Origin of the sequence: Spiroplasma sp. BIUS-1 (assembly GCF_010365805.1) — a bacterium.
Lineage (GTDB): Bacteria > Bacillota_I > Bacilli_A > Mycoplasmatales > Mycoplasmataceae > Spiroplasma_A.
Genome location: NZ_CP048386.1, coordinates 791,036 through 808,494, shown reverse-complemented (window position 1 = coordinate 808,494; position 17,459 = coordinate 791,036). Strand labels below are relative to the sequence as shown.

General features: G+C 28.0%; 15 protein-coding genes. 14 read left to right on the top strand and 1 reads right to left on the bottom strand.

The genetic code is table 4. The features are described 5' to 3' along the window. The first annotated feature begins 8 nt into the window (after nt 1-8). The 10 genes from SBIUS_RS03855 to SBIUS_RS03810 all read left to right on the top strand — a co-directional run bounded on the left by SBIUS_RS03855 (nt 9) and on the right by SBIUS_RS03810 (nt 12,601). Complete coding sequence (locus SBIUS_RS03855; RefSeq protein ID WP_238988294.1) at nt 9-1,208, top strand: energy-coupling factor transporter ATPase; 1,200 nt, start codon at nt 9-11, stop codon at nt 1,206-1,208. 311 nt (nt 1,209-1,519) lie between these two features. Then, nucleotides 1,520-2,413, top strand: a complete 894-nt coding sequence (locus SBIUS_RS03850; protein ID WP_162685283.1) for an energy-coupling factor transporter ATPase — start codon at nt 1,520-1,522, stop codon at nt 2,411-2,413. A gap of 18 nt (nt 2,414-2,431) precedes the next feature. Further along, nucleotides 2,432-3,349 carry an energy-coupling factor transporter transmembrane protein EcfT gene (locus tag SBIUS_RS03845; protein ID WP_162685164.1) on the top strand — a complete coding sequence of 306 codons (918 nt, stop codon included), beginning with the start codon at nt 2,432-2,434 and terminating at the stop codon, nt 3,347-3,349. 1 nt (nt 3,350) lies between these two features. After that, on the top strand, nt 3,351-4,088 hold the full coding sequence (gene truA / locus SBIUS_RS03840) for a tRNA pseudouridine(38-40) synthase TruA (RefSeq protein WP_162685163.1): 738 nt from the start codon (nt 3,351-3,353) through the stop codon (nt 4,086-4,088). Nucleotides 4,089-4,385: 297 nt separating this feature from the next. Then, the gene (locus SBIUS_RS03835; protein WP_162685162.1) at nt 4,386-5,087 is read left to right on the top strand and encodes a hypothetical protein; all 702 of its coding nucleotides are present in this window, start codon (nt 4,386-4,388) and stop codon (nt 5,085-5,087) included. 41 nt (nt 5,088-5,128) lie between these two features. Further along, complete coding sequence (locus tag SBIUS_RS03830; protein ID WP_162685161.1) at nt 5,129-9,538, top strand: ABC transporter permease; 4,410 nt, start codon at nt 5,129-5,131, stop codon at nt 9,536-9,538. Between the two features lie 109 nt (nt 9,539-9,647). Continuing rightward, nucleotides 9,648-10,103: a 50S ribosomal protein L13 gene (gene rplM / locus SBIUS_RS03825; protein ID WP_162685160.1), complete on the top strand. Its 456-nt coding sequence runs from the start codon at nt 9,648-9,650 to the stop codon at nt 10,101-10,103. Beyond that, nucleotides 10,103-10,507 (top strand): 30S ribosomal protein S9, encoded by a 405-nt coding sequence (rpsI, locus tag SBIUS_RS03820; protein ID WP_162685159.1) that lies wholly within the window; start codon nt 10,103-10,105, stop codon nt 10,505-10,507. The genes rplM and rpsI overlap by 1 nt, the downstream gene beginning before the upstream one ends. A 143-nt stretch (nt 10,508-10,650) precedes the next feature. Beyond that, nucleotides 10,651-11,604 carry an L-lactate dehydrogenase gene (locus SBIUS_RS03815; RefSeq protein ID WP_162685158.1) on the top strand — a complete coding sequence of 318 codons (954 nt, stop codon included), beginning with the start codon at nt 10,651-10,653 and terminating at the stop codon, nt 11,602-11,604. Nucleotides 11,605-11,683: 79 nt separating this feature from the next. Next, a complete protein-coding gene (locus tag SBIUS_RS03810; RefSeq protein ID WP_162685157.1) occupies nt 11,684-12,601 on the top strand; it encodes an alpha/beta fold hydrolase in 918 nt (305 codons plus the stop codon). A 26-nt stretch (nt 12,602-12,627) separates the two neighbouring features. Here SBIUS_RS03810 and SBIUS_RS03805 read toward each other — a convergent pair whose 3' ends face one another. Next, nucleotides 12,628-13,365, bottom strand: coding sequence for a type III pantothenate kinase (locus SBIUS_RS03805; RefSeq protein ID WP_162685156.1), 738 nt, complete (start codon nt 13,363-13,365; stop codon nt 12,628-12,630). 103 nt (nt 13,366-13,468) lie between these two features. Between SBIUS_RS03805 and coaD the strand changes: the two genes are divergently transcribed. The 4 genes from coaD (at nt 13,469) to SBIUS_RS03785 (ending at nt 17,422) form a co-directional block, all read left to right on the top strand. Beyond that, nucleotides 13,469-13,897, top strand: a complete 429-nt coding sequence (coaD, locus tag SBIUS_RS03800) for a pantetheine-phosphate adenylyltransferase (RefSeq protein ID WP_162685155.1) — start codon at nt 13,469-13,471, stop codon at nt 13,895-13,897. Nucleotides 13,898-13,903: 6 nt separating this feature from the next. Then, nucleotides 13,904-14,887, top strand: a complete 984-nt coding sequence (gene pta, locus SBIUS_RS03795) for a phosphate acetyltransferase (RefSeq protein WP_162685154.1) — start codon at nt 13,904-13,906, stop codon at nt 14,885-14,887. Continuing rightward, nucleotides 14,887-16,077, top strand: coding sequence for an acetate kinase (locus SBIUS_RS03790; RefSeq protein WP_162685153.1), 1,191 nt, complete (start codon nt 14,887-14,889; stop codon nt 16,075-16,077). The genes pta and SBIUS_RS03790 overlap by 1 nt, the downstream gene beginning before the upstream one ends. Nucleotides 16,078-16,159: 82 nt before the next feature. Then, nucleotides 16,160-17,422 carry a Pr6Pr family membrane protein gene (locus tag SBIUS_RS03785; RefSeq protein ID WP_162685152.1) on the top strand — a complete coding sequence of 421 codons (1,263 nt, stop codon included), beginning with the start codon at nt 16,160-16,162 and terminating at the stop codon, nt 17,420-17,422. The last annotated feature ends 37 nt before the right edge of the window (nt 17,423-17,459 follow it).

Sequence of the window (17,459 nt, the reverse complement as noted above, 5' to 3'; positions counted from 1 at the left end):
GTAATACTATGTCAACTAATTTAAATGCAACTGAAAAATTAAATGATTTCAGATTAAAACTTAACGAGTATAATGACAAATTAGTTCGTGCAAGTCAAAAAATGATTATTGCAAGAAGTAAATTTTCTAAACGTGAAGTAGATATGGAATTTGTTAGAACTGCAGAAAGTGAATACAAAGCAGTTAAAAAAGAATATAAACAAGTATGTGATAATAGTTTCTTTTTAGAAAATGTAAAAGAAGCCAAAGCAAAACTTAAATCAGTACCTAAAAATACTAAAGAATACTGAAAAATTTATGAAGAATATAAGTTAGCAGTGTTTATTTATAAAGAATCAAAAGTTGCAATTAAGGATAGAGGACATGGAGGACAACTTGCTCAATTATCTGAAACTGCATTAAAACTAGAAAACATTAAATTTAGATACAGGGAAGGACATCCTTTTGCTGTAAATGGAGTTAGTGTGGAAATTAAACACGGAGATTATGTTGCTATTATTGGTCACAATGGTAGTGGTAAATCAACATTATCAAAAATAATAATTGGGGTTTTACAACCAACAAGTGGTTCAATGGAAATTTATGGTAACAAAGTTACTAGAAATAACTTAAACATGGTTCGTAAATTCCTTGGAATAGTGTTCCAAAATCCAGATAACCAATTTATTGGTTCAACAGTTAGAGATGATATTGCTTTTGGGTTAGAAAACAGAAGAATAGAACCATCTAAAATGCCAGAAATAATTCTTGAATCAGCTAAAAAAGTTAGAATGGAAGAATTTTTAGACCACGAACCATTAATGTTAAGTGGTGGTCAAAAACAAAGAGTTGCTATTGCCTCTGCTTTAGCTCTTTCACCGAATATTTTAATTTTTGATGAAGCAACAAGTATGCTTGATCCAAAAGGTAAAAGTGAAGTTAAAGAAATTATGGTTCAGTTAAAAAACACAAGAGAAAAAACTATTTTCTCAATAACTCACGACATGGATGAAATTTTAAATGCAGATAAAGTTATGGTTATGAATAAAGGTGAATTAGTTAAATTTGGTACACCAAAAGAAATACTATCTGAAAAAGAATTTTTAAGATCTATTCATTTAGATGTTCCTTTTGTTGCTCAAATTGAAGAAGCACTTCAAAAAGAAGGAATTAAAGTTTCTGGAAGTGCAAACTTGGAAGAGTTGGTGAAAAACATATGTCAAAAATAAATAGAATATCACCAGAACAAAAAGCTAAATTAATAGCTGATAAAAAAGAAGCAAAAGCAGAATATAAAGCTCATCTTAAAGAATTATCTTTAAAACAAAAAAATGATGCTAAAAAAAGAAAAAAAAGACATAAAGAAATTAGTCTTCTTGTAAAAGATGATCAAAAAAATCAAAAAGAATATCAAAAAGAAATTGAGAATCACATTAAAGAAGATAAATCTTTATTAAATCAAAGAGTTAAAGAAGTAAAGGAATGATATGCTTCTCAACCTAAAAAAGATAAAGCGACTAAAAAAGAGTTTAAAAGAAAAATGAATATTGCAAATCAACCAAAATGAGATTTCAATGGAGAAATCAAATTTGATTCAGTTTCATATACTTACAGTAAAAACTCACCATTTGAATTTAGAGCATTAAATGGTACTGATTTAACAATACAAGAAGGAAAAATAACAGCTGTTATTGGTATGACTGGTAGTGGTAAATCAACTTTAATCCAATTAACAAATGGTCTATTAGTTACAGAAACAGGAAGAACAATTATTGGAAATTACCAAATTCCTGCTTCAACTAAAAAAATTAAACAAGTTAAGGAATTGAGAAGAGAAGTTGGACTAGTTTTCCAATTCCCTGAATATCAATTATTCCAAGACACAATAGAAAAAGATATTTCTTTTGGTCCAATTAACTTGGGAGCAAACAAAAAAGAAAGTTTTGATAAAGTACCAGAACTTTTAAGAATGGTAGACTTACCAGAAGATTATGCAAAAAGAAGCCCATTTGACCTAAGTGGTGGTCAAAAACGTCGTGTTGCTATTGCAGGAATTGTTGCAATGGATGGAAACACATTAGTTCTTGATGAACCAACAGGGGGGTTAGACCCTCAAGGTGAAGAAGACTTTATGAATTTATTCTATAAATTGAATAAAGAAAAAGGTAAAAGAATTATTATTGTAACTCACAATATGGATCATGTATTACAAATTGCTGATGAAGTAATTGTTATGCATAAAGGAAAGGTTATTTCTAAAGGAACACCATTTGAGATATTCTCAAATTCTAAGTTACTTGAAACAATAGAAATAGAACCACCAAAATTATATAAACTAGCTCATAAATTAAAAGATGCTGGATTAGATGTTACTAATGTAGAATTTAGAACAGTAGAAGAACTTGCAAAAGCAATAAAATCTAAAAGAAAATAGAAGAGGAGAAATCTAATAATGAGAATGGTATTTGGTAGATATATGCCTTATAATTCAATGATTCATAAAATGGACCCAAGATTAAAATTGTTCATGATCATTGCTTTAATTGTTGTTGTATTTTTCCCTATTGGATATACTGGATTTGTGTTAATAGGAGCATTTATATTCTTAATGTACGCTGTAAGTAAATTAAGTTTCAAAATGCTATTTCAATTGTTCTTGCCAATATTGTTTATATTTGTCGTCTTAATACTTATAAATGTATTTATGTTAAAACCTCAAACTATTGATGGAAAAGACTTTGCATCATTGGCAAATGGTCTTTACGATTCTGGAAAAGACAGTTTTGGATGACTATATAAATGAAAAGCATTTACATTTTCTGAAAAAGCTCTTTACTCAGCTCTTTACATGACAATAAGAATCTTTTTAATGATTACATTAACAACTATTCTTACCGGAACAACTCAACCATTAGAATTAACTTTAGCTATTGAAGATTTACTATGACCTTTAAAATTAATTGGAATACCTGTTTATATTTTTTCAACTATTATTTCAATTGCTTTAAGAATGATACCAACTTTAATTGATGAAGCTGGAAGAATTATGAAAGCTCAATCTTCAAGGGGGATTGACTTTAAAAATGGTAAATTAATGGATAAAGTTAAATCAATGACTTCATTAATTATTCCTTTACTTGTATCTGCTTTCCAAAAAGCAGAAGACTTGGCATATGCAATGGATTCAAGAGGATATGATCCTCATGCAAAAAGAACAAGATATAGACAAGTTAAATTTAGAATATTAGATATAATTATCTTTATATTGGGTATGGGTGTATTTGCAACATTAATTTGTTACATAAACATACCTGCATTTGGAGATATGGTTCAAATTCCTAGAATAGATCAAATTCTATACTCAAAATAATATGTATTATTACTTATTTACAATTCAATATGATGGAACTGATTTTTGTGGATGAGCCAAACAAAAAGGTCAACCAACAATTCAAGGAGAACTTGAATTAGCTATTTCACGAGTAGCTAGAAACTCTGTATTTAGAGTTGTTGGAGCTTCAAAAACAGATTCAGGAGTTCATGCTTTTGATCAAAAAGCATGAATAGAGTTAAACTTTCAACCTAACGTTGAAGGTTTTTTAAAAGCATTGAATAGAAGTTTGCCTCTAGGAATACAAGTAACTAATGTAGAAGAAATTTCAAAAGACTTTAGAGTTAGAAATTGTAAAGAAAAAACTTATGAATATAAAATAAATCTTGGACAAAACAATGTTTTTGAAAACAGATTCTATTATTTACCAAAAAAAGCACTTGATTTAGATAAATTAAAAGAATCTCTTGGTTTATTTGTTGGAACTCATGATTTCTTTAATTTTTCTGGTTTAAAAACAGAAGAAAAAGAAATGATTGAAACTTTAAGAACTATTAATTCGATTGAAAGTGATTTAAATGATGATATCTTTAAGATCACCTTTAAAGCAAAGGGTTTCATTAGATATCAAATAAGAATGATAATTGGAGCTTGTCTTGCTTATAGTTTAGACAAAATTGATTTAGATAAAATTAAAAGAGTTTTAAACTTAGAAGAAGATAAAATGCCTTTTATTGCAAACCCAGAAGGTTTGATGTTAAAAAAAATAAAATACTAACTATTTTTTAGTGTATTATATAGATATGTCGGTTCTTTGAACTTAGATACACCAAAAAATAAGAAGTAGATAGTTTTTTATTAGTTTATCTTTCTTGCATAGACTCAATCGAGCAAGAAGGGAAAGGTATTTAATAAATTTCATTTACGCTAAACCGGCATAAAAATGTGAGAAATCACATTTTTTTTATTTTTAAATCAACCACTTATATAGGGTTGTTTAACAATGGTTTAATTTGTTATTTATTTTTCAAAATGTTATTATATAAAAGTACTTAACTGGAAAAGGAGAACTAAAATGAATAGCTTTAAAAATAAAAAAATAGTTAAAAACCTATATGTTTTATTTATCGCAACATATCTAATCATTCTATTTTCTCTTTTCCTTTTTGAAAAAAACAATAAAAATTTGTTTACTGCTGTTCAGGTATTTGCGATCATAAACACAATAGTTGTAACATCATTGTGTTTATGAATAATTATCGAATCAGGAGTTATGATTTCAAAGTTAAGAAAAAATTTTAACGAAATTAAAAATTTTAACTGATTTTTAAAAGGGGATTTCTTAAAAGGGTTTTTTAAACTAATAGTTATAACAGCTCCGATATTTATCTCAACTGAATTAAAAGCTTTTGATTACATTTGAAAAGATGAAAGAACAATGATTAACTTAGAAGCGCTTCTAATATTTTCTCTTACATCTGTAATCTTATTTTCTGTAATTATCTTGTCATTAAATCTTGTTTTAGATCGTTTTAAAGAAGTGGTTAGATTAGATATTAGTGAAAAAATATTTTTCACTGTGTCAAAAATGACAAATCAAGATTCAATTGAAACAAACATTATTGATTACTCAATTATGTTTGTTGAAGAAGATAAACATGATTTGAAAGAATTTATTGAAAAGAATTCTTTCATACAACATGTTATAAACTGAAAAAAAAGCTTAAACTTAAAATCATTTAAAAAAGGAGTAACTCCACCTCATTTAATTTTTTAGTCGTGTAAAAAAATATCAATCAATAGGAGGAAAAATTAAATATGAAAGGAATTAGACTTTTACTAAAGAATGCGTTTAGGTCTGCTGGAAAAAACAAATCTCAAATTATAGGTTTGTCTCTTTTAGTTATGCTTGTATCTTTAGTTATATCAGTTTTATCTGCAACAACAACAAGAGTTGTTGGTGCATATGAAAAATTAAACACACAATCTAATTTAAGAGATATAGTTGTTGATGTCGATTTAAATAATGAAATAAAAGAAAATGAGTCTTGAAAAGATTTGTCTGACTACACTATAGAAGGTAGTCTTACCCAAGAAAAACTATTTTACCAACAATATATTTTAAACTCAATGTCTTTAAAATATGGTTTTGATGTTTCTTTTACTGAATCAAGATTAATATCTGGATTAAAGGGTAAAAATGGAGATATTAAAGTTAAAACAATATCAAAAATAGATTCAAACGGACATGAAAAAGGTGTTGATAAATTAGTTATTTCAAAAGGGAGAAGTTTTACTCCAATAAATGGAAATGTTGCTCCGAAAGAAGTTGTTATTGGAGAATCATATGCTAAAGAAAATAATATTAAAATAGGAGATATAGTTAGGGTTAATGCTGATAAATTTGGAAAAGATTTACTTGTAAAAAATACAACAGGAGATTCACCGGAAATTTTAGCATTAAACGAAGCTATCAAAAATAATAATGCTCAAACGGTTTTAAATATGGCTGCATATTCAAATCAAGTTTGATTTGAAGTTGTTGGTATTGGTACATCATCTGACTTTACAACACCGATATTAGACCAAACCACAGTTATGCCCAATGTTAAAAATGAGGTATTAATGTACATGGATCCGTCTTGAATGGGTTATCAATCAAAACCAACAACATTTAAAAAGCAAAATCCAGAAGAAAAGTACACAAGAAATTTATCAACTTATGCTGTTCAATCAGCTAAGGTTGTAGTTTCTTCTGAAACAGATAGAGAAGCATATTTCTCTATTAAATCTAATAATGAATTTAACTCTACTTATTTGGAAAAATTAAATAATGAATACAAAGAATATTTAGATATAAAAATAGATAAACAATATTTTTATGATTCAAACGATTCAGAATATAAGTTTTCAGAGAGGGTTTCTACATTCAAAACAATAATGACAGCATATAATGCTATGGCAACAGCTTTAATAATAGTAATTATCTCAATTGCTGGATTTACAACAATATTAACAACTAAAAAACAAGTTGAACTACAAAGTAGACAAATTGGTTGTTTAAAATCTCTTGGATACAAAAAAAGAGAAGTTGTTAATAACTTTGTTGCCATTCCTTTAATAGTTTCTATTATAGGTGCATTTGCTGGATATATTTTAGCAATTTTCATTGAAACAGTTGTTGTAGGGATGTTTTCAAACTACTTCAATGTAGCTTTCTCTGGATTTAGATTCAATATTGTTTCATTTGCTTCAAGTATTGTTGGGCTTTGAATAGCTCTTACTTTATTGGCATTTGGAATTGGATATTGAACAATTAGGTTATCAGCGCTTACTTTATTAAAAGGTGGAGATGATAAAGTAATTAATAAATTTGCAATGAAAATTAAATCATTATCAGCAAAAAGAAGATTTAATCCAAGACTTAGAGTTGCTTTATTAACAACTTCTCTTGGGAAATTAGCAGGAGTTAGTGCGACTATGTTACTTAGCGCTACATTAATCACAACTACTGTTGTGGCTCCTAAAGTTATGTCAGATAATATGACAGCAACTTTTAGGGGAATGAACTATGAAAATATGGTTTCTTATACACAACCAATAGCAAACAATCCTTATTCATTCTATAAAACATATAACCCTAGTTTCAAAGATCAAGAATGAGGAAAATACGATAAAGATAAAGAGGTATTAATAAGAAATAGTGGATCTGGAAATGCTGTCGGCTCTGATTTCGTTGGGGCAAACCCAGCTGGATGAGCAGAAGGATTAACACCTTACCCAGTAATGCAAAAACCTGAGGGTTATATCAGTAATATAGCGGGTGATAAAACGGACTATATTATTAATTGAGATAAAGTTATAAAAGATCTATTAGCCGGAGATGTAAGTCCATATTATTATTCATATGACATCGCACTAAATGATACATTTTTTTGAACTGAATTTTCTTTTTTAGATTGAAAAAATATGTCATCTAAATTGTTATCAAACTTAGATGCTGCAAGCATAAGCGGTATAGCGGGTTCTATTGCCTTATCTCAATTACAAGGTCAATGACCCGACTATAATCCTTTGTTGTTGTCAATTGGAAATTTAACAAAAAATAAAAAACCAGGATCAGAGCAATTAAAAGAGTACTCAAACATAATGATGAATTTTTATGCTAAATATATAAATGGTATACAACTAACTTATAATTCTCTGGCTTTAATGAATGATAAAGAAAATAATTTAAATACAGATAAATTAATAAGTTCGGGATTACTAAAATACCCTTTGCTTTCTTCACAATTTAGAAATGGAAATAATAATTTTTGATATGCTAATAAGGATACAAAAACAAGTGAATTCATGAATTTAGACATTAAAAAAGGTGACTTTAAAGTTGATTTGAATAAAAAAGGAAAATTTATAAGTCCATTAGATATAAATGTTAATTCTTTAAAGGATGAACAGTTAAAGACATTAAATACTGCCTTGACTTTATGATTTGGTTCTGTATTTGAAAAAAGAATGGGAATGACAATTCTTCAAACAACTTATACTAGGGCATCATATTTTGTTCAAGAACAAATGAAACAAGCAATAGAAAATGATAAAAATTATAATATTGCATTTAATTTAGTTCCATATAACGAAAAAGAAGATGAAATTGGAACAAAATTAGATACAACATTTACATCGGTTAATGGAAAAAAAGAATCAGCAAGTATATTTGGAATAAATAGCGAAAGTAATCTAATAGATCTAAGAGATTCACAAGGAAACGAATTAAAAAATAAATTATTTTTAAACAATAATGAAAATGTAGTTCCTATAATAATAAATAAAAGTATGTATAAAAAAATAAATCAAGATATTGGAAGTAATATAAATTTAGATATAAGCAGGGACCTTCTTTTCGATAAAGAAGGTAATGAAATTAACTTGAAAGATGTTGATTATGGGCATAATGAAAATGGTAATAAAGATAATGACTTTAATACTATGAAAACACAATCAACATACGCTTGGTATTCTAGGGGTGATGGTTATACAAATCATTCATTGGCTGGATTAAACTCAGCTAAAATTAATGGAAAAGAAATTGCAGCAGGTGCAGCTAATGATGCAACAAAGCCAACGCCTATTTATAAAGGTTATAGAAATGGTGATTTGGTTGTAAAAAATAAAAGTGAAGAAAAACAATTTAAAATTGTTGGAATTCAAGATGGTTATGGACAACCACAAGGTTGAATCGCAAATGACTCAGCAAATAAAATTATGGAATATGATCAAGTAAAAGAAAAAAACTTTGAAAAATGATTTTCAAGAGAATACCCAAAGGGAAATGCGATTTATAAAATGGATATCTTTAGTGGCGATAACGATCAAAAAATACAAGGTACTAATCTAGAAGAATTTATTGATGAAGTTAATCAAGGAAAAAGAACTTATGAAGACTTCATAAGCAATGTAAATAGAAGTAAGGAAAATTCTTCTTGAAGAAAAATGAATCAGTTATATGAAAATCTTTTCCCAATATTTAATTACAAATACACAAGTGATAAAAATAATTTAGATATAACTGATGGATTTTCTGTTTCTCAAAGATTTGCTGATTTTAGTTCTGTAGGTTTAAATGGTAACTTTGAAATGAAAGAAGATGAAACTGGAGAAGCATGCAAACCTTCACAAGATGGTGGTTTATTAAAAGATGATAGCCAAAAATGTATGGTTATTGATCCTGATAAATTTAATGAAGGATATGGTGTTGGTTCATTATCTACAATGTTACCAAAAGAGCAAACTAGACAAATTTTAGGTCAAGTTACAGCTCTTGTAAACATGGTAATGATCATGTTTATAACAATAGCAGTTATTGTTTCTGCAACAATTATTCTTTTAACAACAAGTTTAATTATTTATGAAAATAAACAATTTATAGCAACAATGAAAACATTGGGATACTCAAATCCTTATGTTGTAAAACAAATCTTAGGAATGTACATTATGCCAATATTAATAATGTATGTTGTAGGATTCTTAATAGGTTGATTCACATTTGTATATATAGCAAACTTCTTAGCTATAAATACAGCATGAGTATTGCCTGTTCAATTTACAATCTGATTACCATTTGCCGTATTTGGTGTTATTGCAGCAATTTATGGAGTAACATTTGGTATTGGATGATCAAATATTCAAAAAATTAATCCTTTAGAAGCTTTAAAAGATAAGGATTAATAACAAAAAAAAATCACTTTCTAAGTGATTTTTTATTTGACCCAAGTAAGAAATAATGTATAATATATTTGCTTACTCATGAGCCCCGGAAGGTAAGGAGAACAAGCACATGAAACAAACTACACTAATTAAAACAGCAGATATTGCTAAAAAATGATACGTAGTTGACGCTACTGGAGCAACTTTAGGTAGATTATCTACTCAAATTGCTATGGTATTAAGAGGAAAAAATAAACCAACATTTACACCTCATATTAATAATGGAGATCACGTAATCGTAATTAATGCAGAAAAAGTAATTTTATCAGGTAAAAAAGAAAATGATAAAAACTACTACCACCACTCAATGCACCCAGGGGGATTAAAATCTAGAAACGTTGCTACACAACGTAAATTATTCCCTGAAAGAATCATTGAAAGAGCAGTAAGATTAATGTTACCAAAAAACGTTCAAGGGGGAAATCAATACCGTGCATTACACGTATATGCAGGTAATGAACATCCACACCAAGCACAAAATCCAGAAGTATTAGTAATTAACACAAACAAAGGAGATAACAAATAATGGCAGCAAAAAAAGACGTTGTTATGTATAGAGGAACTGGAAGAAGAAAATCTTCAGTTGCTCAAGTTATATTAACTCCTGGTCAAGGTGGAATAACTGTTAATGGAAAACCAGCTTTAGAGTTTTTCCCATATGCTACTTTAGTACAAGATATGGAACAGCCTTTAGAAGCTACTGGAACAAAATCAGATTTTTCAATCAAAATTACTGTTAAAGGTGGAGGATTTACTGGACAAGCTGGAGCAGCTCGTTTAGGAATCGCAAGAGCATTATTAGAAGCTTCAAAAGATTACAAACCAGAATTAAGAGGACACGGTTTATTAACTCGTGATGCTCGTGTTAAAGAACGTAAAAAATACGGACTTTATGGAGCACGTAGAGCACCACAATTCTCAAAACGTTAATTTACAATATCATATGTACATATGAATACCCACTTGTGGGTATTTTTTTTGTGGAAATTTTTTGCAAGATAACAAAAATTCAATTTAAAAGTAGATAAAAAAATATTTTAGTATTAATATATAAATGTAGGAGCGATAAAAATATGATAAATAACAAAAAAATAGTATTAGTTGGTTGTGGAGCTGTAGGAACAAGTTTTGTTTACTCAGCTGTTAACCAAGGAATTGCAAAAGATTACGTTTTAATCGACGTATTTAAAGACGCAGCAGAAGGAAACCAAATGGATATTGCTGATGCACAAGCAATATTACCAGATCCTTTTAGTTCAATTAAAGCAGGAGATTACTCAGATTGTAAAGATGCTGATTTAATCGTTATTACTGCAGGAAGACCACAAAAACCTGGTGAAACTAGATTAGAAATGGTTGCAGATAACGCAAAAATCATGAAAGATATTGCAACACAAATTAAAAACTCAGGATTCAACGGAATCACAGTTATTGCATCAAACCCAGTTGATGTATTAACTTATGTTTACAAAACAGTTACTGGTTATGAAAGTTCAAAAGTTATTTCTTCAGGAACAACTTTAGACTCAGCAAGACTAAGAAGATTATTAGCTGATAAAGTAGGGGCAATGCCTCACGAAGTTGAAGCTTACTTATTAGGAGAACACGGTGATTCATCAGTTGCTGCATGAAGTTTAGGAACTGTAAATGGAAAAACTGTTCAAGATTTCTTAAATGAAGGTGTTATAACAACAAAAGATTTAGAAGAAATCAAAGATGAAGCTACTCACATGGCTTACAAAATTATTGAGAAAAAAAGAGCAACATTCTACGGAATTGGTGCTTGTTTAGCAAGAATTGTTAAAGCAATCTTAACAGATGAAAAAGTAATGTTAATGGTTGGTGCTCACTTAAATGGTGAATACGGAAACTCAGATATCTATACAAGTGTTCCATGTATTATTGGAAAAAACGGTATTGAAGAAATCGTTAAATGAGATATTTCATCAGAAGAACAAGAATTATTTAACAAATCATGTGAACAATTAAAAGAAGTATTTAATACTGCAAAAGAAGCTATTAAATAGTTTCAAAACCCCTTACACTTTTAAGGGGTTTTTATTTTGTCTAATCTATAATAGAATATATTTCAAAGAGGTTGATGTTATGAAGGAAATAAAAATTAAAGCAAAAGATGGAAAAAAACTACACACTTACATTTGAGATGAAGTTAAAAACCCAAAAGGTATAGTTCAATTGGTTCATGGAAGCTGTGAACATTCAAAAAGATATGATGAATTTGCAAAATACTTAAATGCAAATGGATGAATAGTAATTTCAAATGATCATAGAGGTCATGGAAAAACTGCAAACATTGAAAATGATGAACTTGGTTATTTTGCAAATGAAGATGGATGAAAGTTACTAGTAACTGACTTAAAACTTATAAATGAATACATTAAAGAAAATTATAAAGTAGAAAAAACAGTAATGATGGGACACTCTATGGGTAGCTTCTTGGCTAGAAACTATGCAATTGATTATTCTGAATCAATTGATGGTTTAGTTTTAAGTGGTACTGCTTGAGAAAGTAACTTATCTTTAAAATTTGGAAGAAGAGTTGCTATTGCAAGACAAAGAAAGTATGGAGCTAAAAATGTAGATGATTTTATTTGAAATTTAAGTTACAAAAAATTCAATAAGAAATTTAATGATGAAGGAAATACAGGATCAGAATGATTATCAGTTGATGAAAAAAACGTAGATAAATTTGTAAAAGATCCGTTATGTGGACAAGTATTTACAACTTCTGCTTTTAAAGATTTGTTTGAAGGATTAATTTATATTCAAAAATCAAAAAATATTAAAAAAATTAGGAAAGACTTACCTATAATTTTAGTTTCAGGAACAAATGATCCTGTTGGTGGTTATGGTAAGACTGTTAAAAAAACTTATAAGAAGTTCAAGAAAGCTAATTTAAAAGTAAAAATTAAGCTATATGAAAGTTTGAGACATGAAATACTTTTTGATATTAAAAAAGACTTAATCTTTGCAGATACTTTAAGATTTTTAAATCAGGTTTAAAAAACACATTAAGAATAATGTGTTTTTTATTTATTAAATTTAATAAGTCCGTTAAAGATTAATTCTTCATCAAAAACAAAACCATCTTTTTCTATATCTTCTTTAAAATCAATTGAATTTCCACCAGTAAAAATAGCAGTCTTTAGATTTAGATTATTTATCATTGATTTCAACATTAAATAGTGGGCATTATATGCTCCAACATTTATGGCATCAATTGTATTTTTTCCATAAGCTTTATTTGATTTTTCATAAGTATTGTTTTGTAAAAGTACAGCACTTGAAATTAAAGCATTTAAAGATTTTTTAAGTCCAGGACAAATTATAGCTCCTTTAAACTTCTTATTCTCTATTATAGCAATTGTAGAAGCTGTTCCCATTGAAATTATAGCTCCAGTTTCAATGTTGTGCTTATCTAAAGCTCCATAAAAGTTTGCTATAAAATCTGCTCCTAGTTTGTTGATATCATCAACTTCAAAAAGTTCTTTTTCGATTTCAAAATCACTTCTAAGATTAAATATTTCTACTTTCATATTTGCTCCAAAAGCTCTTAAAATATCATTTCATTCAGGAACAACAGAAACATAAACTATTTTTTCAAACTCTATTTTATTGTCTTTAAAGTATTTACTCAAAACAGTACTTCTTCTTCATTTTGTATCTGTTGTTTCTGGTCTTATTATTTTTGTAAGAGAGTTTTTACTTTTATCTCAAATACGAAAATCAGCTGTAGTGTTTCCGATATCTACTAATAGTATTTTCATTTTTCATACCTCATTGTATTTATTTTATTACATAAATATTAGAAAAGAAGAAAAAAACACTAAAATGGTTATAAAATTATAATGATATTAAGAAAGGGTTAATATGAAAAGAGCTATTTATCCGGGGAGTTTCAATCCCTTTCATGATGGTCATTTGAATATTTTAACTAAAGCATCAAAATTATTTGACGAAGTAATTGTTGTAGTTACAAAAAATATATCAAAAAATAGCAATCCAGATTTGGAAGAAAGACTGGAAAAAATTAAATTACTTACTAAGGATTTAAAGAATATAAAAATAGAGACCAATCAAGATAAATTAACAGCTGATTTTGCAAGAGAAAAAGATATTCATTACATTGTAAGGGGTATAAGAGATACTAAAACTCTTGATTATGAAATAGAGCTATATGATGCAAATAAAAGCATATATGAAGATCTAGAAACAGTCTACTTTCTATCTGACAATGAAAGTAGACAAGTTTCTTCAACATTATTAAAAGAAATAGAAAAATATAAAAATGAGGAATAAAAAAAGATGTGATCAATAAAAGAAATAGAAAATAAAATTAAATCAATAGAGAAAAAACAAATAGTTGTTTTCCCCGAAGGTACACAAGAAAAAATTCAACAAAATGCTGAATTTTTAGTAGAAAATGAATTGGCAACACCAATACTTTTATTTAATACAAAAAGTGAAGTGCCAAATAATTTGAATTCTAAAATAAATATTGTTATTTTAGATGAATACAATAAAGATGAAATGACAAAAGTTTTTTTAGAAGCAAGAAAAGGAAAAGCAGATGAAGAAACTGCTAAAAAATTATTAAACCAAAGAACTTATTTTGGGGTAATGATGATGAAAATGAATTTAGCTGATGCTATGATATGTGGTTTAGAATACACAACAGCAGATACTTTAAGACCGGCATTACAAATAATAAAAACTAGTGCTAAATATTCAATAGCTTCATCTGTATTTTTAATGTCAAAAGAAAACGAAAGTTACTTATTTACAGATTGTGCTTTAAATGTTGATCCAAACCCTCAACAATTAGCAGATATTGCTTCAATGGCAGCAGATTTTGCAAAGCAATTAAATGAAGAAGATGTTCAAGTAGCCTTGTTGAGTTATTCAACAAATGGTTCAGGAATGGGACCAACTGTTGAAAAAGTGCATCAAGCAGTAGAATTATTAAAAGATAAAGAAACTCAAGGAATTCTATTTGATGGAGAAATGCAATTTGACTCAGCTTTTGATAAAGATGTAAGAGATAAAAAATATCCAAACACAAAAATTACAAAACAACATCCAGATGTTTATGTATTCCCTGATTTAAACTCAGGAAATATTGGTTATAAAATAGCTCAAAGACTTGGTAATTTCCAAGCAGCAGGTCCTTTCATACTTGGTTTAAACAAACCGGTAAATGACTTATCAAGAGGGGCAACTTTAGAAGATATAAAACAAACTTCTATTGTTACAATTTATACATCAATGTTTAATGGAGGAGAAAAATAATGATCTTAGTAGTAAATGCAGGAAGTAGTTCAATTAAATTTAAACTATTCAATACAAGTGATTCAAAAAACCCAGTTGCATTAGTAGATGGTCTTGCTGAAAGAATTTCAGTTGATGGTAGACTAACTATTGAAGTTGATGGAGAAAAACATGTATTTGAAGATAAAATGAATGATCATTTAGATGCAGTTAAATTAATTTTAGCTAAATTTACTGATTTAAAAGTTATTGAAAAACCAGAAGATATTAAAGGTATTGGATTTAGAATAGTTCATGGGGGAGACAAAATTGTTGAAACTGTAGAATTAACTCAAGAAATCAAAAAAACAATTGAAGATAACATTAGACTAGCACCATTACATAATCCAGGAGCTTTAACTTCAATTAACGCTTTCCAAGAAAGTTTACCAAATGCAAAACTAGTTGGATGTTTTGATACATCATATCACCAAACAATGCCAGAAATTAGTTATATGTATAATGTTCCTTATGAATGATATACTGACTTAAAAGTTAGAAAATATGGATTCCACGGAATAAGTTATGAATACATTGCTTTTAAAGCACAAGAAATTTTCAATAAAAAACAAGATGATTTAAACTTAATAGTTTGTCACTTGGGGAATGGTGCAAGTATTTGTGCAATTAAAAATGGAAAATCATACAACACAACTATGGGATTAACTCCTCTAGCAGGTCTTATGATGGGGACAAGAAGTGGTGATATTGATCCTTCAATAATACAATATGTAGCAAAAGAAACACAAAAAGATGTTTTCCAAATTACAGATATTTTAAATAAAGAATCAGGATTACACGGGGTAAGTAAAGTAAGTAGTGACATGAGAGATGTTATTGCAGAAGCTCAAAATAATAATCCAAAAGCTAAATTGGCATTAGATTTATACACTCAAACAGTAGCTGATTTTGTTGTTAAATTTGCTAATCAAATCAATGATAAAATTGATGGAATTATTTTCACAGCAGGTATTGGTGAAAATGCCTCATTAGTAAGAGAAAAAGTTATCAATAAATGTGGCTTACTAGGATTAGAAATTGATTCAACTTTAAATGATCAAAAATACTCAGATTATTTAGCAATTTCTTCAAGTAACTCAAAAATACAAGTTTTAAAAGTTAGAACAAATGAAGAATTAATGATATGTAATGAAACTTTAAGATTTTTATAAGAATTTAAAGAAACCAAACCTCTGGGTTTGGTTTTTTCTTTCTTATTAGATATAATTTAAACAATGAAAAGGGTGATGAAGTATGAAGTTAAATAAAGATTTTGAATTTTCTTTAAAAGTAATGGTTTTAATAGTTTTAATTGCTTTTTTAGCTTTCGACTTTGTTTTACAAGTTTATTCACCCAAAAAAAATCTAGAGGGTATTCCTGTAATTGAAAGAATAGATATATATTATGCCTTCTTTACTACCCAATCAAACTATGCAGTTGTTCTTTACCTAATTGTTGCTTTATTTATGAGAAGAATTTATAACACAAAACCAGCATTTGGAATAGAACTTGCAATGACTGTTTATATTACAGTTACAATGCTAGTTTTCTGATTTGGACTTTTAGCATCACCTGACGAATTAAAAGCCTATTATCCATCTAACTGGGTTTCAACTGTTGTTTTACATATGTGTATACCTTCAATAATGATAGGTTATTTTATGCTTTCTTGTGGAGATCAATATTATTCTACAAGAAGACATTCAAAATTCTCTTTACCATTAACATGTGGTTATCCAATTGGTTATTTAATGTTTGCAATGATTAGAGGAGAAATTAGATTTAATTATTACTCACCAGAATTCTTTACAAATATATATAGTGTAGAAGATAAGAGTCAAAGTTGATTTTGACAAAATTTATGAAGTGAAGGCAACGGTGTTATTAACAACGATCAACACTTCACACAACAAATGTGATACCCATATTGATTTTTAAATGTTCATCAATTTAAACTGGAAGCAAATGGAGAAGTTTATAGTAAAAGCTTTGGACCTGAATGAATGGTAATCTCAATATTTATATTAGCTGTTATGGCAATTACATTGCTAGTTGTTGGTTTACAGTTTTTCTACTTAAATTGAAATAATGGTAAATTTTACAGATGACATGATATTGAAGGAAAACTTATTACAAAAGAAGAACACGACTATCGTAAACAAAGAGCAAAACTGAAAAAAATTACAATTAAAAATCAAGCAAAAATGGAATTACTTCATAAGAAAACTGATTATAAAATTTTCTTAAAAAGTATTAAATCACTTCCAAAAGATCAAAGATTAATTAAAAAAGCAGCTCACTTAAAAGCTAAATCGCTAGAAGAAAAACTTAAGAGAGCTTCAATAAAACAAGAAAAAGTTATTATTAAATCTAATAAGGGACAAATTAAAAGATTTATCTTGTCTTTAAACTATAAAGACAGACCGTTTGTAAAAGAAAATTTAAGAGAAGCAGAACGTTACAAAAAATTAGTTAAGCAAGGGGTTTTAATTTTTAGACCTAAATATGTTGACTAGATTTTATTCACGACTTCACTAATAAAGGTAGGAATTT